This window comes from Adhaeribacter terreus (genome assembly GCF_042657365.1).
In the GTDB taxonomy this organism is placed as follows: domain Bacteria; phylum Bacteroidota; class Bacteroidia; order Cytophagales; family Hymenobacteraceae; genus Adhaeribacter_A; species Adhaeribacter_A terreus.
The window spans coordinates 96,851-119,901 of sequence record NZ_JBHSKT010000002.1 but is presented as its reverse complement, the minus strand read 5'-3'; the positions used below and the strand labels follow the sequence as shown (position 1 = coordinate 119,901).

The window sequence follows — 23,051 nt, the reverse complement described above, 5'->3', positions numbered from 1 at the left end:
GGCAAAAGGATTACCCCACCCCGGCCCTCCCCTGGTTCAGGTGAGGGTGACTAAAATAGGCAGGAGTTTAATTTTACTACAAAGAAACTAAATTCCTGAAAAACGGTAGGGTTTTGTGCTGAAAAAGTCTGAACTCCAAAAAACCAATAACGAACAACCAGCAACTAACAACCAAGCTACCGCGCCACCACAATCCCCAGCGCACCGGCAATCTCCATTTCAAATTGTTTCAGCGCCTTAGCCACCTGCAACAATTTCATCATCTCATCTACGTTCGTTTCTTTCTGCAGTTCGTCCTGATTTTCCTTGATCATAGCTTGTACATTACGCCATTTTAAGCGCAGAATAGAGGTATCGGCGGCGTATTGCAACAGGTCCACTTCTTTCGGCACGAAGATCTGGTGCGTGGCCCAGGCTTCGCTGAGTTCGTATTTCTGGGTGAGCAGGTCGATGGCTTCGGTTTTCAGCGTTTGGTCGATTTCTTCGCGGATGAAATAATCGGCGATGTTTAAAATCCCCTGCTGCACTTTTTCGGAGATCAGGGCATATAAACTGGCATAACCCGGCGTTTTAAATTCAATATCTTCCAGCTGCTCAAAAATGTAGTGCGCCAGGTTCTGCCCTTCCGGCAAAGTCTGATCGGAATAATTCAGCAGCAAACGCAGTATTTCCCGCTCGTAGCGATGCAGAATTTTAACATCCGGATCAACTTCTTCCTCGGCTTCTTCATAAGCTGCCGCTTCCGCTTCGGCTTCCAAAGCCGCCATATCGAATTCATCGAGCGGCGCGAAATTGCTTTTGTTTCCGGAATAAGGTTTAGTAGATGGCTGCTGTTGGTTTTGCTGCTTTTTATTTTCCTGCAGCGCAATTTTATTGTATTCCGAAATTAAAACCTGTTCATCAATACCAAACAAACTGCTGCAGCGCTGCAAAAACACCGACCGCTTAATGGAATCCGGAATTTTGGCAATGCTCTGCACTACCTCCCGAATCGCTTCGGCTTTTTTCACCGGATTGTCTTTCGCTTCCTTTGCCAGAAGTTCAGTTTTGAAGGAAACAAAGTCTTTCGCCTGGTTTTTTATGTACTCCCGAAACGCATTGTCGCCCACTTTCTGAATATAGCTGTCCGGGTCTTCACCTTGAGGGAAAATCACCACATCTACGTTCAGGCCGGCTTCCAGAATTAAGTCCGTTCCACGCAAAGAAGCTTTAATACCCGCTGCATCGCCGTCGTAAAGCACCGTAATATTTTTGGTGTAGCGCGAAATAAGCTTGATCTGGTTTTCAGTGAGCGAAGTTCCGGAACTGGCCACCACGTTCTCGATCCCGCCCTGATGCAAAGAAATTACGTCCAGGTAACCTTCGGTCATGTAGCAAACGTCGGCCATACGAATCGCCTGCTTCGCCTGATACATGCCGTATAAAACATCGCTTTTGTGGTAAATTTCCGACTCCGGCGAGTTCAGGTATTTCGGCGTGCTTTTATCGTTGGTTTTTAAAGTTCGCGCCCCAAAACCAATGGTCCGGCCGGAAATATTATGGATCGGGAACATCACGCGGGCGCGGAAACGGTCGTATTTTTTGCCGTCTTCCTTGAAAATGGTAAGGCCGGTCTTTTCCAGAAATTTCTCCTGAAAACCTTTTTCCAGCGCCGCTTTCGTTAACCCATCCCAGGACTCTAAACTATAACCCAGCTCGAATTTCTTGATGGTGTTCAAACTCAAACCCCGTTCTTTCAGATACGGCAAACCGATGCTCTGGCCTTGTTCGTGGTTGTGAAGGTTATGCTGGTAAAAATCTTTAGCGAAATCAGAGATAATAAACTGGCTGTCGCGCTCGTGCTGGTGCTGCAGTTTTTCCGGACTCGGTGCTTCTTCGGCAATCTCGATCCCGTACTTTTTGGCCAGGTGCTTCAGCGCTTCCACATAACTCACGCCTTCCAGATCCATGATAAAATTCACGGAATTCCCCGCCTTGCCGCAGCCAAAACACTTATAAATACCCTTGGCCGGCGCCACCGAAAACGATGGCGATTTCTCGTTATGGAACGGACACGGCGCCCACAAATTCTGGCCCTTTCGTTTCAGCGTTACATAATCGCCCACCACTTCGGCAATATCGGCCGCATGCATGATCTGATCGACGGTTTCTTTACTGATTAAAGCCATGGTTCGAGGAATTGAGGATTACAAAGATAAGGTTTCCTCCGGAAGGATTTTAATAGAAAAAACGATATGGTTTATGGCACAAAAAATCTTTTTCTACGTCATCTCGACGTAAGGAGAGATCTCATCAGGTTAGTAGTGAAGTTGGCTATTGACTTTTTAGGCTTGAAAGCATATCGTTTTTTTGTCATCCTGAGCGTTAGCGAAGGACCTTGTCGCCGGGCAGCAGTTGTTTTAACTAAAAGTGCTAGCGTTTTTGAAACGCCATTTCTGCTAAACAGCTGACTTTTAACTTTCATGGGCAATTTATTCCCTCAAGCCGGGTGGCTTCGTTTCTGCGTTCGCGTCTCACCTTTTCCTTTGCTTGCGCAATTTTGCTGCGCAAAAGTCGGAAAGTGCGGAGGCCGCGCACGCAGAAACTGGGAACGTTTTCCTTCGTAGCTGGCTTTTTATCGGCTATAGCGTTTCAAGGGCGCTGCGCTGGCGAAATGCATGAATTTAGATACTGTGGAAACCGGCAACTGAAGCAGACGACAATGAAAGCAGCATTTGTTTTGACTTTTGGGGCTCCAAACCCTATCGTTTTCTATAGGCAGTGAAATTAGAAATAAGCACTGCAGCAACTCCCCGCCTGGACAGGAGGGGTTGGGGGTGGTTGATTACTTTATCTAATAAAAAAAATCCTGCCCATCCCGAAAATCCTGAAAATCCTGTTCAAGACAAAACTCCTTCCGATCAAAAGCCCTCGCCTGAATCAGGAGAGGGTTGGGTGGGGTTTATCACCAATTCCGCTGCCATTTATCACTTTCTATTCCCGCCATAAAACGCTATCTTTGCATAGCAAAAAACTTGCATTTAACATTATGGCAATTACCAAAGAAGACGTTTTACGTGCCCTGAGCTACGTAGAAGAACCCGATCTGGGCAAAGATCTGGTTACGTTAAATATGATTGAAGATGTGGCGATTGATGGTAGAAAAGTAAGCTTTACCGTAATTCTTACCACCCCGGCTTGTCCGCTGAAAGACCTGATCCGTACCGCCTGCGAGCGCGCCATCCATACCATGGTAGATAAAGAAGCCGAAGTTACCGTGAACATGACCTCGCGCGTTACCTCCGGTCGTCAGGATGCTTCGGCGGTTCTGAAAGGCGTTAAAAATATCATTGCAATTGCTTCCGGCAAAGGCGGCGTAGGCAAATCTACCGTTACAGCGAACTTAGCAATTGCATTGGCACAGTCTGGTGCGAAAGTAGGTTTGATCGATGCGGATATTTCCGGACCAAGCATGCCGGTAATGTTCAACGTGGAAGATGCCAAACCGCGCGTATTCCAGACGGCCGACGGCAAAAACATGATCGAAACCATTAAGAGTCACGGCGTAAAGCTGATCTCCATCGGTTTCCTTACGCCTGCCGAACACGCCGTGGTTTGGCGCGGACCAATGGCTTCGTCGGCTTTAAAACAGTTCATTACCGAATGCGACTGGGGCGATCTTGATTATTTACTGATCGATCTTCCTCCTGGAACTTCCGATATTCACCTAACGTTGGTGCAAACCGTACCGGTAACGGGCGCTATTATTGTAACTACGCCGCAAAAAGTAGCCCTGGCCGATGCCCAGAAAGGTTTGGCTATGTTCCAGCAGCCGCAAATTAACGTGCCGGTTTTGGGCGTTATCGAAAATATGGCGTACTTTACTCCGGAAGAACTGCCCGAAAATAAATATTTTATCTTCGGAAAAGGCGGCGGAGAGAACTTAGCGGCTCAAAAAGGCGTTCCATTTATCGGACAGATCCCGCTGGTGCAATCCATCCGCGAAGGCGGCGACACCGGTTTGCCGGAAGTACTGAAGCAAAACTCGCCTAGCGCGGCCATTTTCAAGGAAATAGCCCAGGAAGTGGCCCGTCAGGTTTCGGTGCGCAACGCGGAGCTGGCCCAGACCAAGGTTGTAGAGATTACCAGAACTTAATTTTAAGCATGGAAGAAATGAATATCAATCCGGAATTTTTAGCGCGCATCGAAGCGGCTTTAGACCAGATACGCCCGTATCTGCAGGCCGATGGCGGCGACGTAAAAGTGCTGGAAGTAACCCCGGAAATGGTGCTGAAACTGGAAATGGTTGGCGCGTGCGGCACTTGCCCCATGTCTCCCATGACGCTGAAAGCCGGCGTAGAGCAGGCCATTCTGAAAGCCGTGCCGGAAATTAAAGCCGTGGAAGCGCTGAATGTAGCGCCAATGTCAACTTTCTAATTACCTGAAAACTTGATTTTTAAGCCGGAGTTTATTAAATTAGACTCCGGCTTTTTTATTTCTGAAAACCAATTCCGGAGCGCGCATGAAAAGAACCTTCCTTTTTAGTTTTTTCCTGCTTCTGCATAGCGTTTTGTTTGCGCAGCAGCAGTCCGAAAACATGCATTTGCTTTCTACCTGGCGCGATCCGGATCATTCCCTTACCTACAACGATATCTGGGGCTACGCTGCCAACGGCCGCGAATATGCCATTATCGGAAGCCGTTTTGCCACGTATTTTATAGATGTAACCGATCCGTTTCAGCCCAAACTTATTTCCCGGCAGCAAGGCCGCGGCGAAGGGCAGCGCGATTTTAAAACCTTCGGCCATTATGCGTACGGCATGGCCGATGGCGGTTCCAACGACCACAGCCTGCAAATTTTCGACCTGCAATACCTGCCCGAAAAAGTGGTAAAAGTGTATGATTCTGATGTACTGACCACCAGTTCACACACCTGTTTTATCGAGAATGGCAAACTTTACCTCGTTTCCAACACCCGCGCCACCGAACGACATTCGCTGGATATTTTGTCGCTGGAAGACCCGGTTAGGCCGAAATTGATGGGCACTTTGCAGGACACCACGTTCTGGCGTTCGCATGCTTTATTCGTGAAAAACGATACGGCATATCTTTCGGCGGCCTGGGAAGGTTTGGCGGTTTACGATGTGAAAAACCCGGCTGCTATAAAATTCATCAGTTCGTTAAGAAACTATCCGGGCGCTGGCTACAACCATTCTGCCTGGCTTTCCGAAGATTCTAAAAAGCTGATCGTAACCGATGAAATGCCCGACGGTCAGCCAGTAAAATTGTTCGATTTCACCAACCCGGCCGCGCCACTTTACCGCGCTTCTTTCGAATCGAACCCTGGGGCTACGCCGCATAACTGTTTTATTGTGGGCAACGATCTGGCAGTGGTGGCTTATTACAAAGACGGCCTGCAACTTTTCGATATTTCCGATGCCAGCAACATTCGCCGCGTAGGTTATTTCGATACGTTTCCGGATAACGGCAACAGCTACGAAAACGGCGCTTGGGATGGCAACTGGGGCGTTTACCCATTCCTCCCTTCCGGAAATCTGATCGCTTCGGATATGAAATACGGGCTTTTTGTGCTTTCCAATCCAACTAAAAAAGCGCACAACAATTTCACCGTTTTCCCGAATCCAGGCACCAACAAAGTGAATTTCCGTTTGAAAGCTCCGGTGAAGAATTTTGAACTGACCATGTACGATGCGCTCGGTCGGAAAGTGAAATCGTTTCAAAAAACAGAAGTGCTGGAAGCCGGTTTCGAAGTAAGTGACCTGGCCCGCGGCTTTTACATTTTAAAAGCCACCGGCGAAAATTTTTCCGAAACCAGCCGGTTTTTGATCCAGAAATGATATCGTTTCTGATTCGCGGATTAATCGGATTAAAGGATTTCGCTGATTTTTGGGTTGATTGCGTTTGTTTGCATTTTTAAATTAACTTTCCGGCTAAACAAAATTTTTTGCGTCATTCCGAGCAACGTCGAGGAAACTTATACATACTACTATGGAATTTTGAGCGACTGAGCGATAAATTCCTATCGTGCGGGTTCGGTATGCGATAGTTCCTTCGACAAGCTCAGGATGACCGGATAAATTTCCTTTTTTTGTTACCCTCATCTACCGTTTTGTCGCAATGCTGTGAAAGACATAAAGTATTACGTCTCTACAATTTTCCTTTGATATTCCCGACGACCTTTAATTGACTTTTTAGCCTCAAAACCATATCGTTTTTCTGCTACCTTCTACCGTGGTTTGTGGCGCACAGACCACCTTGTTGCAGCGTCAAATTCACTGCTAAATTTTTACTGCCCTGCTTCGGTCTGTGAGGGCACAGACCGAGGTAAAGTTTTTCCGCCATAATTATTCCGACAACCTTTCATCGACTTTTTCACCTCAAAACCCTACCGCTTTCCCCTTCTCTTCTGACTTTTTCCCTTAATTTCCCTATCGTTTTTTCAAAGCTTGCAAGCAAATTCGGGCTTTCCGGTGCGGATTCTTTATATTTGCCTATTGCTAATTTAGAATTTCTGAAACACTATGATAAAAGCCAACGACCCGAACCTGCATTCCTGGATCACCATTGCGCCAGATTGCGAATTTCCTATCCAGAACCTGCCTTTCGGCATTTTTAAAGCGGGTTTTAAAGATCCGCGCGTGGGCGTGGCCATTGGCGAATACGTGCTCGATCTGTATGCGCTGAGCCAGTTCGGTTATTTCGAAGAAGTGAATATTCCGGATCATACTGTGCTGTTCCGCGATACGCTGAATGCTTTTATTGCCTTGGGCAAACCGGTTTGGCGCCAGACCCGCGAACGCGTTTCCGAGCTGCTGCGCAACGATAACGGCGAATTCCGCGATAACGAAGAAGCGGTGCGCGAATGTTTGATTAAACGCAGCGAAGTGGAAATGCTCATGCCGGTGCGCGTTCCGAATTACACCGATTTTTATTCTTCTATAGAACACGCTACCAACGTCGGCATGATGTTCCGCGATCCGGCCAATGCGTTGCTGCCGAACTGGAAACATTTGCCGGTTGGTTACCACGGCCGCGCTTCGTCCATCACCGTTTCCGGCACCGATGTGATCCGTCCGAACGGCCAGACCAAAGTTGGCGACAACGCTCCTACTTTCGGCCCTACTAAAGAGCTGGATTTTGAGCTGGAAGTTGCTTTTATTACCGGACGCGAAACCCAGTTAGGCAGCACCGTTACGCCAGACGAAGCCGAAGATTACATTTTCGGAATGGTACTTTTCAACGACTGGAGCGCCCGCGATATGCAGCGTTGGGAATATGTGCCGCTTGGTCCGTTCCTGGCCAAAAACTTTGCTTCTACTATTTCGCCGTGGGTGGTTACGTTAGATGCTTTGGAGCCGTTCCGTGTGGCTGGTCCGGAACAGGAACCGGCGGTTTTACCGTATCTGCAATATTCAGGCAACAAGAACTTAGACATTAACCTGGAAGTGTTACTGAAACCGGAAGGCGGACAGGAAACCACTATTTGCCGTTCGAACTACAAATACATGTACTGGAACATGAACCAGCAACTGGCGCACCAAACCAGCAACGGCTGTAATTTACAGATCGGCGATATGTACGCTTCGGGCACCATTTCCGGCAAAGATGAAACCTCTTACGGCTCCATGCTGGAACTGACCTGGAAAGGCACAAAACCGCTGCAATTACCCGACGGCTCCGAACGTAAATTCATCAACGACGGCGACACGGTAACCATGCGTGGCTACGCCGAGAAAAACGGCATCCGCATCGGTTTCGGCGACTGCACCGCGAAAGTTTTGCCAGCGCTTTAGTAATGTGCTAATTTTTTAATGTGCTAATGTGCTATTTCAGATAATTTGTGCCTGGTAATGGTTTCACTTTACCGGGCATTTGAATGAATTCTTAATTCATAAATTTTAATTCTGAATTAGCTCATTTCACATTAAAAGATAGCACATTAGCACATTAAAAAATTAGCACATTAATTCATTATGATCAAAACTATAAACCCGCAGGAAATTCCGACGGGCGAATTTCATAGTTATATGCTGGGGGCCATTGCGCCGCGGCCCATTGCGTTTGCGAGTACCTTAGATGCCGATGGCAACGTGAACCTGAGCCCTTTCAGTTTTTTCAATGCGTTTGGTTCCAATCCGCCAATTCTCATCTTTTCGCCGGCCCGCCGGGTGCGCGATAATACCACCAAACACACGCTGGAAAATGCGCTGGCAACCCGCGAAGTGGTGATCAACATTGCGAATTACAACATGGTGGAGCAGCTTTCGCTGGCCAGCACAGAATATGATAAAGGCGTTAACGAATTCACAAAATCGGGCTTGACGCCTGTGCCTTCGGTAATGATAAAACCGCCGCGTGTGGCCGAAGCACCGGCTTCTTTTGAGTGCAAAGTGCGCGAAGTAATTTCCATCGGCGACCAGGGAGGCGCGGCGAATTTGATTATCTGCGAAGTGCTTTTAATGCATGTAAACGAAAATGTGCTTAGCGCTGACGGCAAAACCATCGATCCGTTCAAGCTCGATGCCGTAGCTCGTTTAGGAGGCGACTGGTACCTGCGCGCCAACGGCGATTGCCTTTTCGAACTTCCGAAACCGGTACGCAACAAAGGTATTGGCGTAGATCAGCTTCCGGAACACATTCGTTGCAGCAATTTACTAACCGGCAATAACTTAGGCCGCTTAGGCAACACCGAAAAAGAACAGGTTCCAACGCAGGAAGATGCACATGCTTTCAAATCTGATCCGCAGGTTTCTGAGATCTGGAGCAAGTTTGAAATCCAGCCTATGGAACTTCGGAATCAATTGGAAACACTCGGCAAAAAAATGCTGGAAGAAAACAAAGTAACCGAAGCCTGGAAAGTGTTGCTTCTGGCCGGCGAAGTGAAGTAAAAACCCTATGGTTTTGCCCTGAAAAGTGCTACAGAAAAAATCTTACCCAGAACCTCACAGACCACAAAATCTGTGAGGTTTATTTTATAAAACGGTATGCTTTTAACCACAAAAACTGCTTTACCCCCCGATAATACGGCTGTGAAACTGAATAAAAAGCTAACGTACCTGCTGGCGCTTTTCCTGATCCTGGATGCTGCTTACACCTTTTATCAGCTCTATTATCTGCCCCACGATGGCGATATGGCTCCGGTAATTTTACCGGTGAAGTGGTATGCCCGGGTATTGGAAGATCCGCTGGGATTCAGCGTGTTTACTTCCGGCGAAAAATATGCTGCCCCCAACCGTTTCTTTGTGCATTGGTCGATGAGCACGTATTTTAAAACGGTGCCATTTTTTCTGCAGCATTTCACCGATCCGCTTTCTGCGTCTTACCTGGCTTCTGCGCTGGCGCGTTGGGGTACACACTTATTGCTGCTTTGGTTGTTGGGCACTTATATTACCGGCACCGGCAAATTCTGGAAACCGAAATTTATTCTGGCAGCCGCAATTATAGTTCCGTTGTTTCAGACGCACGGTGCTTTCTACCGGTTGAGTATTATAAGCGGTTCCATTACCTACATGTTCTTCTACGCCTTTGCGGTAGCAGTTTTAATGCTGTTTTTCCTACCGTTTTACCGCGCTTTTTATCACAATAAACCACTGAAATTTAATTTTTGGCACCATTTGCTTCTGCTTATCTTAACGCTAATTGTGCCTTTGAACGGTCCGCTGAATGCTCCGCTGGTCCTCATCATCTGTCCTTCGGTACTGCTTTATTTATGGTGGCAGCATTTCCGTAAAAATGAAGCTAAAAACTTAATCTCCAAAACCTTAAAAGCAATTCAAGCCATTCCGAAACCGGTATTGTTTTATTTCATTTTTATATCGTTGGTAAGTCTCTACTCATTTTACCTGGGCACTTTCAATATTGAAAATGATTACAGTGTACCTTTACTACAGCGTTATAAATTGCTTCCGACCGGCCTGAATCAACAATTGTTTTATGGCTTCAGACATGAATTTGGCCCGGCGTTTTCTCTCATTTTCTTAACCCTGATCGTGAATGCAATTTTACTCCGTCAGGATTTGGTTACCGGAAAACGGATACTGAAAATGTTGGGTGTGGCGCTCATCTTCTGTGCGATCTACGTACTACTGCTTCCCTTAGGCGGCTACCGCCATTACCGACCTTACATTATTGTAAACCATACGTTTTTACCCGCTTATCTGGTACTTGTTTATTTCTTCGGGCTAACCTGCTGGCATATTCTTTTAAACCTGAACTTCCGTTATAAGAAACTCTACATAGCGGGCCTGGTACTTTTTGCCATCATTTTCAGTAGTGCAGAAACGCCCGACCATACCGCTTATAACTGCGAAAAAGCGGCCCTCGAAACCATTATTAATTCGCCGGAGCAACACGTTTCCCTGGAAACCGATTGTACAGTTATGTTCTGGGAAAAAATAACCTGGCCCGGCAATTCTGAAGCGCAAGGCAAACTGCTGCAATATTGGGGCGCCACCAAAGATGCCAAAACCTATACCACCGGCAAGTAAAAACGCTAGGATTTCAGGCAGAAAAAGTGCTTAGAACCGAAGCCTGATCCATTTTGTTGAATTCATGAAAGATCTTCCCGTTAAGCGCTGATAACTAAAATTACTTTGTTTACCGGGAATTAACGGTCAGGTAAAAAATAGCTTGACAATAAATTTTGAAACTGAAAAAGAACCATGTCTATAACTACAGAAGCCGAGTTAGAGGGAATGCAAAGGGTAAGCGAAGCGGTTGCTTATACCTTAAAAGAAATGACCAGATTTGCGCAGCCCGGCATTACCACCAAACAACTGGATGAGCATGGCGCTAAAATTCTGGCTGATTTCGGGGCAAAATCTGCTCCTTTTCTTACGTATGGTTTCCCCGGTTATACCTGCATCAGCGTGAATAACGAATTCTGCCACGGCATTCCCTCCGACAAACGCATTTTACAGGAAGGCGACCTGGTGAACATCGATGTTTCGGCGGAACTGTACGGTTTCTGGTCGGATAACGGCAATTCTTTTGTGCTGGGCGAAGACATTCACAACCACCAGAACCTGGTAAACGCTTCCAAAACCATCTTAAAAAAAGCCATCAGCAACATAAAAGGCGGCGTGCGCATTGCCGATATCGGGTATTTAATGGAAACCGAAGCCAAGCGTATGGGCTACAAAGTGATCAAAAACCTGGGCGGTCACGGCATCGGCCGGAGCCTCCACGAACAACCGGATGAGTTGCTCAACTACAAAAACACCTTCGACCGGCGCCGCTTCAAAAAGAATTCCGTGGTAGCCATCGAAACTTTTATTTCCACCACGTCTACTTATACCAACACGCTGAAAGACGGCTGGACTTTAGTTGGAAACAAAGGTGGATTTATGGCCCAGCACGAACATACCATTGTCATCACTGACAACGAGCCAATCATTCTGACGGCTATGAATGCGATCTGGGATTAAGAAGCCACTTTACTGATATTGATTTACATAAATTAACCATACCTTAATGAACCAAGAGTTTTTTAGCTTCGGCTTTAAATCAAATAATATAGATTTATTTGTTGAAGTTTCCGGAGTTTATGATTATGAACTTTTAAAAACCGGCAACCTTTCCTCTGATAAAATTGTGGTTAAAAAGAGCCAAGGCAAAAAAGCTTATGATGTTGTACGCCTTCAGGACAGTTGGAATTTTCTAATCTCTGAGAAATTAAAAAACGCACTAGAAAATGCAAACCTTACTGGTTGGAAAACCTACCAGGTAGAATCTGAAGATTTGCCAACTAAGTATTATGGTTTCCAATGTATAGGAAAATGTGGTCCTGCTTTTAAACCTAAGCAAACTGGTTTTATTACTGGCTATAGCTTTGACATTTCAACTTGGGATGGGAGTGATTTTTTTATAACAGGATCAACAATGCATATTTTGTGTACTGAAAAAGCAATGAATGTTTTAAATAGCATGAAAATAAAAAACATTGAACTAGAAAACATAAAAACGTTAAAATGGTATAACGCCGGCGAATAAAACGATATCTTTTTCAGCGAAAAAAGTGCTGTGACTTCCATCACAGCACTTTTTCACCTTAAAAGCATAGCGTTTTCTAATTCCGCACCGCAATCATCAGCCCCAGTTCCTTATACCGCATCCCGAATTTCTTCGCAATAGCCGCATTGGTTAAGCTGCCGCGATAAATGTACACGCCGCTGCGGTAATGTTCGTTTGTAAACAGCACCTCGTTAATGCCACCGTACTGCGAAATTTCGAGCAGAATAGGCGTAAAAATGTTGCTCAGCGCATTGGTAGCCGTGCGCGGCACGCGCGAAGCAATGTTCGGTACGCAGTAATGGATCACGTCGTATTTGCGGTAAACCGGCCGGCTGTGCGAAGTCATTTCTGAAGTTTCGAAGCAACCACCCTGATCAATGCTTACGTCAATAATTACCGAACCAGGCTGCATTTGCGCCACCACACTTTCCGGAACCATGTAATTGGCGCGATTATCTTCCGGACTCAACGCTCCAATCACCACGTCGGCGGTTCTGATCTTATCGTGTAGAATTACGCCATCCAGGGTACTCGTGAAAAGTTGCGCGCCAATGTTGTATTTCAAACGGCGCAGTTTGTAGATCTGATCGTCGAAAACTTTAACTTCGGCACCCAAACCAATGGCCGCGCGTGTGGCATATTCAGCCACCGTGCCGGCGCCTATAATTACTACTTTGCTGGGCGGAACGCCGGTTATGCCACCTAAAATTACGCCTTTGCCTTCGTTGCTGGAACTTAAATATTCGGCGGCAATGAGCATAACCGTGCTGCCGGCAATTTCGCTCATGGCGCGCACTACGGGCTTGGTTTCCGATTTGTCTTTTATAAGTTCAAACGAAATGGCGTTTACCTTTTTGCGGCAAAGCGCCAGCACGTAATCGGCGGTTAAACTCCCGAATTGCAGCGCCGAAATTAAGGTTTGCCCGGTTTTCAGATATTCCATTTCATCGTAAGTAGGCGGCGCAATTTTCAGAATAATATCGGCCTCATACACTTCTTTGGTAGAATAAACCACCTGCGCACCGGCTTCCGAAAAATCGTGGTCGGAGTATTTGCTGGGTTCGCCGGCGCCGCTTTCAATAATAATTTCGTGGCCCTGATCGGTGAGTTGTTTTACGGCTGCGGGCGTTAAGCCAATGCGGTTTTCCTGCAACGAAGATTCTTTCGGGATGCCAATAAAAAGGCGTTTCCGTTTGGTTTCCACGGCCAGCATCGATTCTTTCGGGCTGAGAACCGGGTTAGCAGCAATGGCGGCAAAACCCGGCGGCGTTTTACTGGTCATAATCAGGTAAGTTTCAAGGTAATCGTGCGTTGTCCGTTGGCGTCGGCTTCAATATTCACCAAAAGTACGTGTTCGGGCAAAAGGTTTTCTACTTTGGAAGGCCACTCTATTAAACACAGATTTCCGGAATCGAGGTACTCGTAAATGCCAATGTCCAGCGCTTCGCGTTCTTCGTTCAGGCGGTAAAAATCGAAATGATAAATGCGTTTTCCGTCGCGGCCTTCGTACTCGTTCACCAGCGAAAAAGTAGGACTGCTCACCGCTTCGGTTACGCCTAGTTCACGGCAAATGGCTTTAATGAAGGTGGTTTTTCCCGCCCCCATTTCGCCTTCAAATAGCACCACCGAAACGGTAGGGTTTTCGGTTAAAAAAGTATGAAAAGCTGCCGCAGCTTGTGGTAAATTCTCCAGCGAAGCCACGTGCAGCGTTTTACCGGTTTCGGCAATTGCAGCCATTTAACGCGCGCTTAAAGTTATAAACGGAATAATGATCTCTTCCAAAGAAATACCTCCGTGCTGGAAAGTATCTTTGTAATAGTTCACATAATAGTTATAATTGTTGGGATATGCAAAGAAATAATCTTCCTGCGCAAAAACGTAGGCCGTAGAAATATTCTCTTTCGGTAATCCCAAATGCTCCGGCTTGCGCGCCACAAACACATCTTTCTCCGTGAAACCCAGGTTCTTACCGTGCTTGTAACGCAGATTGGTATTGGTACTCCGGTCGCCCACAATTTTGAACGGACGCTTTACCCGGATGGTGCCGTGGTCGGTGGTAATAACCAGTTTCCCTTTTTTCTCCGAGATCATTTTCAAGGTTTCGAACAAGGGAGAATGCAAAAACCACGAACGCGTTAACGACCGGTAAGCCGATTCGTCGGAAGCAAGTTCGCGGATCATGGCCATATCGGTCCGCGCATGTGAAAGCATATCCACGAAATTATACACGATCACGTTCAGCTTGTTATTCTGCAAATTATTAAACTTGCTGATAAGCTCTTTGCCGGCCGTTAAGTTGGTAATTTTGTTGTAGCTGAATTTATCGCTGATCTTATTATTCTGAAGATTGATCTCCATAAAGTCAGCTTCGTTCAGGTTTTTGCCTTCATCGTCGTCGTCCCAAACCCATTTATTCGGATATTTCTTCTGAATTTCGCCCGGCATCATACCCGCAAAAATGGCATTCCGCGCGTAAGCCGTAGTGGTTGGCAAAATGGAATAATACATTTCTTCGTTATCTACCGTGAAATATTCGGCAATGATCGGCTCCAGAATTTTCCACTGGTCGTAACGCAAATTATCGATCAGCACGAAATAAACCGGCACGTTGCTTTCTTTCATGAGCGGAAAAACGCGCTGCTTAAACAGTTGGTGGCTCATGAGCGGCGTTTCGTCATCCGGATTATTCAGCCAGTCTTCGTAATTATCGATAATGAATTTCGAGAAATTGGAATTGGCTTCGTCCTTCTGCATCGTGATCACATCACTCATGCTTTTGTTTTCGGTCTCGTCAATTTCCAGCTCCCAGTAAACCAGTTTCTTATATACATCTGCCCACTCCTTCGGGCTCAGACGGTCGCCGAAAGCCATGCCCAGCTGCCGGAAATCGCGCTGATAACTGATATTGGTGCGTTCGGAAACCAGGCGTTTGTTATCCAGAATTTTCTTAATAGAAAGCAATATTTGGTTCGGGTTAATAGGTTTAATAAGGTAATCGGCAATTTTAGAACCGATCGCCTCTTCCATAATATGCTCTTCCTCACTCTTGGTTATCATGATAACCGGAATGGTTGGCTTGCTGGCTTTCAGTTCGTTAAGCGTTTCCAGACCACTGATTCCGGGCATGTTCTCATCCAGAAAAACCACGTCGAAATTCTGTTCGTTGAATTTCTCAATGGCATCGGCTCCGCTCGGCACCGGCGTTACATCGTAGCCACGGTCTTGCAGGAACATGATATGCGGTTTTAAAAGATCGATCTCATCATCGGCCCACAGAATACTATATCGTTGCATGTTAATTATTTATCGGGTTTTTGGTGCTATTTCGCTACCGTTTTTTCAGTAAAAATCCGGATCATCCGGGCACTGCCTTAAGCACGTTTAATTACGCGAAAGGTTACTTTTTATTGCAAAGAAATAAGAATTCAAAAATACGAATATTTAGATCATTCTATGGAATGGCGTTGTTAAGAAAATTCAACCGCACTTAAAAAACAACCACCCCCGGCCCCTCCTTGAAAAGGAGGGGAGCTTTTCTTTCCTGCTTCTATTTAACTTTTTGAGGCTGAAACCATACCGTTTTTTTACTGTTCTCTATTAAGTACAAGTTCAACGTGGAGCAGTGAGCAGCTCCCCTCCTTTTCAAGGAGGGGCCGGGGGTGGTTATTTTCAAGCCGGAGGTGACTGAAAAGACGAGCACTTTTTCCCTTCAAATCCGTACCATTTCCGCATCTTTGCACTTTCATTACGAACAGCATTTTGAGCAAGAAAAAAATCTTCAACGATCCCGTTTACGGTTTCATCACCATTCCTTCGGGCCTGGTTTTCGAAATAATCGAGCACCCGTATTTCCAGCGTTTGCGCCGCATCCGGCAGCTTGGCCTCACCGATTTTGTTTATCCCGGAGCCTTGCATACGCGTTTTCATCATGCTTTAGGTGCCATGCACTTAATGAGTACGGCTTTGGATACGCTGCGCGCGAAGGGTACTTTTATTTGGGATGCCGAATACGAAGCTTCTTTAATTGCCATTTTGCTGCACGACATTGGTCACGGTCCGCTTTCACATGCCCTGGAAACCGCCATTTTCAAGGAAGTGCACCACGAAGATATTTCTTCCTACATCATGGAGTTGCTGAACCAGGAATTTCACGGAAGATTGGATCTGGCTATAAAAATTTTCAAAGGCGATTATGAACGGCCGTTTTTCCATCAACTGGTTTCCAGTCAGCTTGACGTAGACCGCCTGGATTACCTGAACCGCGACAGTTTTTATACCGGCGTAATGGAAGGCAAAATTGGCGCAAGCCGCCTGCTGAAAATGTTGGACGTGGTAGATGAAAAACTGGTGGTGGAAGAAAAAGCCATCTATTCCATCGAGAATTTCCTGGTAAGCCGCCGTTTGATGTACTGGCAGGTTTATTTGCACAAAACGGTTTTAAGCGCCGAAAATATGGTTTTAAAAGCCGTAGAACGCGCCCGCCAACTCATGCTGCAGGGAATTGACGTAGCCGCCAGTCCGTCGCTGAAACTTTTCCTGGCCAACAACATCCGATTTTCTGATTTTCAGGAAGATCCGCTGATCATGCGCAATTTCGTAGCTCTGGACGATATGGATGTTTGGGCCGCGATCAAGCAATGGGTTTTCCACGAAGATAAAATTCTGGCCTTCCTTTCTTCCAGCATCATCGACCGCAAACTGTTCAAGATCATCATTACCACAGAGCCGCTGGAAGAAGATTTCCGCCTGGGTATTGCCGAACTGGTCATGGAAAAATTCGGGATTACCGAAGAAGAACTGCCTTACATCATGATTTCCGGGAAAATAAGCAATAACGCCTACAACACAACCAACGAAGCCATTAACGTGCTCACCAAATACGGCAAAGTAGTAGAATTAGCCGAAGCTTCCGATCTGCCAAACATCCGGGCGCTGAGCAATAAAGTAGAAAAGTTTTTTGTTTGCTATCCGAAGGAAATTGCGGGATAAAACTGTAGAGACGTAATATATTACGTCTCTTTCACGCATTAAGATTTTCACGTTCGCGATTTTCATATTGTACGTTTTTACATTTCACGATTTTCTTTTTTCTGATATTGCTACATTCCGGTTACCATTAACTGCAGATCATTTCTGTGCTTTCCAGGGAGACGTAATATATTACGTCTCTACAATTAACCAAAACGCTATCCTTTTCACTCCAAAAACTGCAAACCTATCTTATAATCTTCCCTCCTTTCAGAACATCCGGAAATTTATTCCATCTTTGCGCGCTTAAAAAAATAACGGTTTAAATTATTCCCTATTTTTGCATCATGGAATTTACTGTTCAACAGATAGCCGACATGCTGGGCGGAACCGTGGAGGGCAACCCCGACCGGAAGATCAGCGCGTTAGCCAAAATAGAAGAAGCCGGCGAAAAAACCCTGGCCTTTCTATCGAACCCGAAATACGAACCTTATTTATATACTACCAGTGCGGCGGCTGTAATTGTGGGCAAGAATCTGCAGTTAAAGCAACACACTGATGCCTCGCTTATCCGCGTAGACGATCCTTATACCAGCTTTTCCAAACTGCTCGAAGAATATCAGAAAGCGCTGATCGCTTTTAAGACCGGCGTGGAAGAACCGGCTTTTATGGGCGAAAATTCAACCATTGGCGAAAATTTCTACCGCGCGGCTTTTTCTTATATCGGCAAGAACTGTAAAATAGGTATTAACGCCCGCCTTTTTCCGCATGTTTACATCGGCGATAATGTTAAGATCGGCGACAACGTAATTATTTACGCCGGCGCTAAAATTTACCCGGATACCGTAATTGGCAACAACTGCACCATTCACGCAGGCGCGGTAATTGGTTCCGATGGCTTTGGTTTTGCCCCGCAGAAAGACGGCACCTACAAAGTAATTCCACAAATAGGTAACGTAATTCTGGAAGATAACGTGAGCATCGGCGCCAACGCGACCATCGATTGCGCCACCATGGGTTCAACCATTATTCACGAAGGCACCAAAATAGACAACCTCGTACAAATTGCGCACAACGTAGAAATTGGCAAGCACACCGTAATTGCGGCGCAAACCGGTATTTCCGGCTCTTCTAAAGTGGGTAATTTCTGCACCGTGGCTGGTCAGGTGGGTATTGTAGGCCACATTACTATTGCCGATAAAACCATTATTGGCGCGCAAAGCGGCGTTTCCAAATCTATAAAAGAAGAAGGCACTATTATTCAGGGTTCCCCGGCCTTCGATTACAAGCAAAACCTGCGGGCGCTTACCGTTTTCCGGAAACTGCCTGAACTCCAAAAAGAAATAGACGAACTAAAAGAAAAGCGCTAATTTCGCGCATTCTTTTTATTAAGAACTTATTAATGAACGAAAAACAGCACACCATCAAAGCGCCGGTAACGGTTTCGGGCATTGGCCTGCACACCGGCGTTGTAGCCAATATGACGTTTGTGCCGGCACCGATAAACCACGGTTATAAATTTCAGCGCATAGACCTGGAAGGCCAGCCCATTATAGATGCCGACGTAGATAACGTAGTAGACCTTTCCAGAGGAACTACCATTGAGCAAAACGGCGCCCGCGTAAATACCGTGGAACATACTTTAGCCGCTTTGGTTGGTTTGCAGATCGATAACGTACTTATTCAGCTCGATGGTCCGGAACCGCCGATCATGGATGGCAGCTCGATAGATTTTGTGAAAGCACTGAGCGAAGCTGGTTTTGAAGAACAAAACGCACTCCGCAACTTTTTCGAAATTCCTCAGGGTATCAGTTTTAAAGATGCCGGCCGCGAAGTAGAATTAGCTGCTTTGCCTTTAGACGATTACCGCGTAACCGTAATGGTAGATTACAATTCGCCGGTGCTGGGTTCGCAGCACGCTTCTATTACCGATATAAGCCAGTTTGAAGAGCAGATCGCACCTTGTCGCACCTTCTGCTTTTTACACGAACTGGAAATGCTTTTCAAGCAAAACCTGATAAAAGGCGGCGACCTGGACAATGCCATTGTGGTGGTAGACCGCGTAGTGCAGGACGATGAATTAAACCATTTGGCTACCCTACTGAACAAGCCGAAAGTAGAAGTTAAGAAAGAAGGCATTCTGAACAACACCGAACTGCGCTTCAAAAACGAACCGGCCCGCCACAAACTTCTAGATTTAATAGGTGACCTTGCCTTGGTTGGCCGTCCGTTGAAAGGTCAGATCCTGGCAGCTCGCCCGGGCCACGCGGCCAACGTTGCTTTCGCGAAGAAGATCAAGAAAGCGATGAACGAAGCCGCCATCAAGAACGTGCCGGTTTACGACCCGAAGCGCGAGCCGGTAATGGACATCAACAAAATTGCCGCTACCCTTCCGCACCGTTACCCTTTTCTGCTTATTGACAAGATCATTCATCTGGACGAAAATACGGTTACGGGTATAAAAAATGTAACCATGAACGAGCCCTTCTTCCAGGGTCATTTCCCGGGTAACCCGGTTATGCCAGGCGTCTTGCAGATCGAGGCTATGGCGCAAACCGGTGGAATCCTGGTTTTAAATACCGTTCCGGATCCGGAAAACTACTGGACTTACTTCCTGGGAATTGAAAAATGCCGTTTCCGCAAAAAAGTACTTCCCGGCGATACCATTATTTTTAAATGCGAGCTGTTAGCCCCGGTAAAACGCGGTATTGCCAAAATGGTAGGCCAGGCTTTTGTAGGCGGCAAAGTGGTAATGGAGGCTGAAATGAGCGCCAGTATTGTAAGAAAAGAGAACGTTTAAATTTTAATTAGAAATTAGAAATTATGAATTAGAAATTGACCTGGCGACTTAAATCAGATTCAGTTTCAAAGTTTATTTTATCTACCAGCAACGGAGTTGGTTTTTATAAAGTCTTCTAAGCATAAAAACCCATTTCTAATTTCTAATTCCTAATTTCTAATTAACCCAAAGTCTAATGACTCAACCGTTAGCATATATTCATCCGGAAGCTAAAATTGCCCAGAATGTGGTAGTAGAGCCTTTTACCACCATTTATAAAGACGTGGAAATTGGCGAAGGCACCTGGATCGGTCCGAACGTAACCATTATGGAAGGCGCGCGCATTGGCAAGAATTGCAAAATTTTTCCGGGGGCGGTAATTTCGGCGCCGCCGCAAGATCTGAAATACCAGGGCGAAGCTTCCACGGCCGTGATCGGCGATAATTCTATTATCCGGGAGTGCGTAACCATGAACCGGGGCACGGCTTTAGATAAAAACACGACTTCCGTAGGCAAAAACTGCCTGGTTATGGCTTACGTGCACATTGCTCACGACTGCATTATCGGCGATAACGTAATTATTGCCAATTCCGTGCAGCTGGCCGGCCATATCGAAATTCAGGACCATGTATTTATTGGCGGTACTACGGCAGTGCACCAATTCGTAAAAATTGGCGCGCATTCCATGATCTCGGGCGGAAGTCTGGTGCGGAAAGATGTGCCGCCATTCATTAAAGCTGCGCGTGAACCACTTTCTTACGCCGGTATCAACTCTATTGGTTTGCGCCGCCGCGGTTATACAAACGAGCAGATCAACGAAATTCAGCAGGTTTACCGCATTCTTTTCTTAAGCGGGTTGAACTATACTGCGGCTTTAGAGAAAATCGAAATGGAAATGCCTTCGAGCATGGAGCGCGACGAGATCCTGAATTTCTTCCGCAGTTCAGAAAGAGGCGTAATAAAAGGACAAGGCCGCGATGCAGGTTAAGCTTTCCGGCCTCGGAAAACGCTACAATTTTGAGTGGATCTTCCGGAACCTGACTTACGAATTTACGGCGGGCAATACGTACGCCATTCTTGGTCATAACGGTTCCGGAAAATCTACGTTGCTGAATACTATTTCCGGCTTTCTGCTGCCCAGCGAAGGCCAACTGACTTTTTCCCTTCAAAACCATATCGTTCCGGTAGAAGAAATTTACCGCTACCTCTCCTACGCCGCGCCTTATTTAGAAACCGTAGAAGAATTTACGCTCACTGAAGTGCTGGAATTTCACATGAAGTTCAAGCAGCTGAATGGCGTAACCGTGCCGGAATTAATTGACCGTATGCGCCTGCAAAAAGCCCGCAACAAGTTTGTAAAGGATTTTTCCAGCGGCATGAAACAGCGTTTAAAGCTTGGCATGGCCCTTTACACCCAGGCTCCCCTCCTGCTTTTAGACGAACCCACCACCAACCTCGATCAGGAAGGCATTGACTGGTACCTCGAACATCTCAGCCTGAACAAAAAAGACCGCATCGTCATCATCGGTTCCAACATTTCTCACGAATACAGCTTCGCCGACGAACGTTTGCATATTACCGATTACCATCCGGCTCCGAAAAAATAGTTTTTGGGGCGGAAAGGATAGCGTTTTTGGTTCTTTTTTGGAAACTAGATTTGTTCTTCTATATCAATAGATTAGTTACGTCATTAGTAAATTAACAAATGGGAAGGACAAAAAATATGGTGGAAAGCAAAGCTAAAACAATAAAAATCATCGGAATTGTACTTATTATAATTTCGACTTTAGAAATACTAAGTACCATAAGTGGCCTATTCATGTTTGACTACTTAATTGAAGTGGAATACAATATAGAAAAGAGTCATTTCTATGACCAAACGGTTGAATTTGTAAAACCTATTGCAATAATTTCAATAGGTTTTGCTTTGTCATTTTTAGTAATTGGGGTTTTCTTAATTCGTTATAGAAATTGGGCCAGAGTATTGCTTCAGGTAGTTGCCACTCTATACCTTGTTTCTGTGTGGTGTCAGTCAATATTTATTGCACCTCATAATTTTTTCGATAATGGGAAACTAGGAATAGATCATATAATCGGCGCTTTGATTTGGTCTGTACCAATTATTCTGCTAATTAGGTATCTGAAGCAAGAAAAGGTTAAGAATCATTTCATTTAGCCCTGCAAAAAATCAATTTATTAGCATCGAAGCTCGCCCTAGCATTAATTCTTATTTTAGAAAAAACGCTATCCTTTCCACCTAAAAAACTTCCTTCGGCTTTTCAGATACGGTAGTTTACCTATAAAAGCTTTCATTCTTAAACAGCATGACCTGAAACCCGTAAGAGTTTTTTAAACTTTTCTACGCGCTCTAAACCATGCCAGCCCAATGAAACGACTCTTCCGAATTCCGTTTTATTTACTGTTCCTGCTTTTATTTGCCGCCTGTAACAAAAACGACGATGCAGCGCCATCTGTAAACGGTCAGCCTTTCAGCACCGATCCGCAGAGCAGAACGCTAAACCCCAGAGTTGAAGAGATTTCCGGCATTGCTGATAGCAAATCTAATCCGGGATTTTTATGGGCGCATGAAGACAGCGGTAACCCTACACAATTGCATCTGATCGGGCACGACGGAAATCTTTCGAAAAAAGTATATCTGAAAGGCATTAAGAACCGCGATTGGGAAGACATGGCGCTTTCCGGCAACCAGCTTTATATAGCCGACACAGGCGACAACAACAAAAAGCAAACTTCCTACACCATTTACCAGTTCACCGAGCCATCTCCGACAACCGATACCGTGCATACGATCCAGCAGATCCGTTTCCGGTACCCGGATGGTTCGCACGATGCCGAAGCGCTGCTCGTAGATCCTAAAACTAACGACATCCTGATTATTACCAAACAAGACGATCCTTCGCGTATTTATAAAATTTCGGCTCCATTTAAATATACTACCATCGATACTGCGCAGCTCGTTGGGCAAATTACCTTTACAGGAGTGGTAAGCGCCGCCCTTTCGCCAGACGGTACTGAAGCCATTCTGAAAACTTATTCCGGGTTAAATTACTACAAACAACAAGCCGGCGAACCGCTCGAAAGTTTTCTGCAGCAGCAGCCCGTAGACATTCCGTATAAAGTGGAGCCCCAGGGCGAAGCCGTTACGTTTGCCGGCAACAATTCCGGTTTCTTTACTTTAAGCGAAAAAGGTTTTATCAATGCACCGGTGAACCTGTATTTTTACCCCCGGAAATAACCGATTAAGCAAACAGATACCTAAAAAACGGTAGGGT

At 45.9% G+C, this 23,051-nt stretch carries 20 protein-coding genes; 16 read left to right on the top strand and 4 right to left on the bottom strand.

Annotated features, from left to right (window positions below; translation table 11 throughout):
• Positions 1-176: 176 nt before the first annotated feature.
• Positions 177-2,168, bottom strand: a complete 1,992-nt coding sequence (dnaG, locus tag ACFPIB_RS03465) for a DNA primase (protein ID WP_378016035.1) — start codon at positions 2,166-2,168, stop codon at positions 177-179.
• A 592-nt stretch (positions 2,169-2,760) separates the two neighbouring features.
• On the opposite strand from dnaG, the gene ACFPIB_RS03460 reads away from it, so the two are divergent.
• The 9 genes from ACFPIB_RS03460 (at position 2,761) to ACFPIB_RS03420 (ending at position 11,990) form a co-directional block, all read left to right on the top strand.
• A complete protein-coding gene (locus tag ACFPIB_RS03460) occupies positions 2,761-2,988 on the top strand; it encodes a hypothetical protein (protein WP_378016034.1) in 228 nt (75 codons plus the stop codon).
• A 40-nt stretch (positions 2,989-3,028) separates the two neighbouring features.
• Entirely contained in the window at positions 3,029-4,135 is a 1,107-nt protein-coding gene (locus ACFPIB_RS03455) for an Mrp/NBP35 family ATP-binding protein (RefSeq protein ID WP_378016033.1), read from the top strand.
• 8 nt (positions 4,136-4,143) lie between these two features.
• Positions 4,144-4,416, top strand: coding sequence for a NifU family protein (locus tag ACFPIB_RS03450; RefSeq protein ID WP_378016032.1), 273 nt, complete (start codon positions 4,144-4,146; stop codon positions 4,414-4,416).
• Positions 4,417-4,501: 85 nt separating this feature from the next.
• Complete coding sequence (locus ACFPIB_RS03445; protein ID WP_378016031.1) at positions 4,502-5,836, top strand: choice-of-anchor B family protein; 1,335 nt, start codon at positions 4,502-4,504, stop codon at positions 5,834-5,836.
• Positions 5,837-6,520: 684 nt separating this feature from the next.
• Positions 6,521-7,792 carry a fumarylacetoacetase gene (gene fahA / locus ACFPIB_RS03440; protein WP_378016030.1) on the top strand — a complete coding sequence of 424 codons (1,272 nt, stop codon included), beginning with the start codon at positions 6,521-6,523 and terminating at the stop codon, positions 7,790-7,792.
• A 180-nt stretch (positions 7,793-7,972) separates the two neighbouring features.
• Positions 7,973-8,887, top strand: a complete 915-nt coding sequence (locus ACFPIB_RS03435; protein WP_378016029.1) for a flavin reductase family protein — start codon at positions 7,973-7,975, stop codon at positions 8,885-8,887.
• A gap of 96 nt (positions 8,888-8,983) precedes the next feature.
• The gene (locus ACFPIB_RS03430) at positions 8,984-10,486 is read left to right on the top strand and encodes a hypothetical protein (protein ID WP_378016028.1); all 1,503 of its coding nucleotides are present in this window, start codon (positions 8,984-8,986) and stop codon (positions 10,484-10,486) included.
• A 174-nt stretch (positions 10,487-10,660) separates the two neighbouring features.
• Complete coding sequence (gene map, locus ACFPIB_RS03425) at positions 10,661-11,425, top strand: type I methionyl aminopeptidase (RefSeq protein ID WP_378016027.1); 765 nt, start codon at positions 10,661-10,663, stop codon at positions 11,423-11,425.
• 46 nt (positions 11,426-11,471) lie between these two features.
• Positions 11,472-11,990 carry a hypothetical protein gene (locus ACFPIB_RS03420; RefSeq protein WP_378016026.1) on the top strand — a complete coding sequence of 173 codons (519 nt, stop codon included), beginning with the start codon at positions 11,472-11,474 and terminating at the stop codon, positions 11,988-11,990.
• Positions 11,991-12,066: 76 nt separating this feature from the next.
• On the opposite strand, the gene ACFPIB_RS03415 is transcribed toward ACFPIB_RS03420, so the two are convergent.
• From ACFPIB_RS03415 to porX, 3 genes are read right to left on the bottom strand one after another with little or no spacing between them, the layout of a single operon-like run.
• The gene (locus ACFPIB_RS03415) at positions 12,067-13,293 is read right to left on the bottom strand and encodes an alanine dehydrogenase (protein ID WP_378016025.1); all 1,227 of its coding nucleotides are present in this window, start codon (positions 13,291-13,293) and stop codon (positions 12,067-12,069) included.
• A 2-nt stretch (positions 13,294-13,295) separates the two neighbouring features.
• On the bottom strand, positions 13,296-13,748 hold the full coding sequence (gene tsaE, locus ACFPIB_RS03410; RefSeq protein ID WP_378016024.1) for a tRNA (adenosine(37)-N6)-threonylcarbamoyltransferase complex ATPase subunit type 1 TsaE: 453 nt from the start codon (positions 13,746-13,748) through the stop codon (positions 13,296-13,298).
• A complete protein-coding gene (porX, locus tag ACFPIB_RS03405) occupies positions 13,749-15,305 on the bottom strand; it encodes a T9SS response regulator signal transducer PorX (protein ID WP_378016023.1) in 1,557 nt (518 codons plus the stop codon).
• A 465-nt stretch (positions 15,306-15,770) separates the two neighbouring features.
• Between porX and ACFPIB_RS03400 the strand changes: the two genes are divergently transcribed.
• The 7 genes from ACFPIB_RS03400 (at position 15,771) to ACFPIB_RS03370 (ending at position 23,014) form a co-directional block, all read left to right on the top strand.
• The gene (locus ACFPIB_RS03400) at positions 15,771-17,000 is read left to right on the top strand and encodes an HD domain-containing protein (RefSeq protein ID WP_378016022.1); all 1,230 of its coding nucleotides are present in this window, start codon (positions 15,771-15,773) and stop codon (positions 16,998-17,000) included.
• A 326-nt stretch (positions 17,001-17,326) separates the two neighbouring features.
• Positions 17,327-18,349, top strand: a complete 1,023-nt coding sequence (gene lpxD, locus ACFPIB_RS03395; protein WP_378016021.1) for a UDP-3-O-(3-hydroxymyristoyl)glucosamine N-acyltransferase — start codon at positions 17,327-17,329, stop codon at positions 18,347-18,349.
• Positions 18,350-18,381: 32 nt separating this feature from the next.
• Positions 18,382-19,779, top strand: a complete 1,398-nt coding sequence (locus ACFPIB_RS03390; protein ID WP_378016020.1) for a bifunctional UDP-3-O-[3-hydroxymyristoyl] N-acetylglucosamine deacetylase/3-hydroxyacyl-ACP dehydratase — start codon at positions 18,382-18,384, stop codon at positions 19,777-19,779.
• Positions 19,780-19,954: 175 nt separating this feature from the next.
• Positions 19,955-20,746 carry an acyl-ACP--UDP-N-acetylglucosamine O-acyltransferase gene (gene lpxA / locus ACFPIB_RS03385; protein WP_378016019.1) on the top strand — a complete coding sequence of 264 codons (792 nt, stop codon included), beginning with the start codon at positions 19,955-19,957 and terminating at the stop codon, positions 20,744-20,746.
• Positions 20,736-21,365, top strand: a complete 630-nt coding sequence (locus ACFPIB_RS03380; protein WP_378016018.1) for an ABC transporter ATP-binding protein — start codon at positions 20,736-20,738, stop codon at positions 21,363-21,365. The genes lpxA and ACFPIB_RS03380 overlap by 11 nt, the downstream gene beginning before the upstream one ends.
• Before the next feature lie 98 nt (positions 21,366-21,463).
• A complete protein-coding gene (locus tag ACFPIB_RS03375) occupies positions 21,464-21,934 on the top strand; it encodes a hypothetical protein (RefSeq protein ID WP_378016017.1) in 471 nt (156 codons plus the stop codon).
• A 210-nt stretch (positions 21,935-22,144) separates the two neighbouring features.
• On the top strand, positions 22,145-23,014 hold the full coding sequence (locus tag ACFPIB_RS03370; RefSeq protein ID WP_378016016.1) for a hypothetical protein: 870 nt from the start codon (positions 22,145-22,147) through the stop codon (positions 23,012-23,014).
• Positions 23,015-23,051: the final 37 nt, after the last annotated feature.

Coding starts and splice junctions, on each gene's coding strand:
- porX (WP_378016023.1), bottom strand. CDS start 15,305: ATGCAACGATATAGTATTCTGTGGGCCGATGATGAGATCGATCTTTTA.
- ACFPIB_RS03370 (WP_378016016.1), top strand. CDS start 22,145: ATGAAACGACTCTTCCGAATTCCGTTTTATTTACTGTTCCTGCTTTTA.
- map (WP_378016027.1), top strand. CDS start 10,661: ATGTCTATAACTACAGAAGCCGAGTTAGAGGGAATGCAAAGGGTAAGC.
- ACFPIB_RS03390 (WP_378016020.1), top strand. CDS start 18,382: ATGAACGAAAAACAGCACACCATCAAAGCGCCGGTAACGGTTTCGGGC.
- lpxD (WP_378016021.1), top strand. CDS start 17,327: ATGGAATTTACTGTTCAACAGATAGCCGACATGCTGGGCGGAACCGTG.
- lpxA (WP_378016019.1), top strand. CDS start 19,955: ATGACTCAACCGTTAGCATATATTCATCCGGAAGCTAAAATTGCCCAG.
- ACFPIB_RS03415 (WP_378016025.1), bottom strand. CDS start 13,293: ATGACCAGTAAAACGCCGCCGGGTTTTGCCGCCATTGCTGCTAACCCG.
- ACFPIB_RS03450 (WP_378016032.1), top strand. CDS start 4,144: ATGGAAGAAATGAATATCAATCCGGAATTTTTAGCGCGCATCGAAGCG.
- ACFPIB_RS03435 (WP_378016029.1), top strand. CDS start 7,973: ATGATCAAAACTATAAACCCGCAGGAAATTCCGACGGGCGAATTTCAT.
- ACFPIB_RS03445 (WP_378016031.1), top strand. CDS start 4,502: ATGAAAAGAACCTTCCTTTTTAGTTTTTTCCTGCTTCTGCATAGCGTT.
- tsaE (WP_378016024.1), bottom strand. CDS start 13,748: ATGGCTGCAATTGCCGAAACCGGTAAAACGCTGCACGTGGCTTCGCTG.
- fahA (WP_378016030.1), top strand. CDS start 6,521: ATGATAAAAGCCAACGACCCGAACCTGCATTCCTGGATCACCATTGCG.
- ACFPIB_RS03375 (WP_378016017.1), top strand. CDS start 21,464: ATGGGAAGGACAAAAAATATGGTGGAAAGCAAAGCTAAAACAATAAAA.
- ACFPIB_RS03420 (WP_378016026.1), top strand. CDS start 11,472: ATGAACCAAGAGTTTTTTAGCTTCGGCTTTAAATCAAATAATATAGAT.
- ACFPIB_RS03380 (WP_378016018.1), top strand. CDS start 20,736: ATGCAGGTTAAGCTTTCCGGCCTCGGAAAACGCTACAATTTTGAGTGG.
- ACFPIB_RS03455 (WP_378016033.1), top strand. CDS start 3,029: ATGGCAATTACCAAAGAAGACGTTTTACGTGCCCTGAGCTACGTAGAA.
- dnaG (WP_378016035.1), bottom strand. CDS start 2,168: ATGGCTTTAATCAGTAAAGAAACCGTCGATCAGATCATGCATGCGGCC.
- ACFPIB_RS03430 (WP_378016028.1), top strand. CDS start 8,984: ATGCTTTTAACCACAAAAACTGCTTTACCCCCCGATAATACGGCTGTG.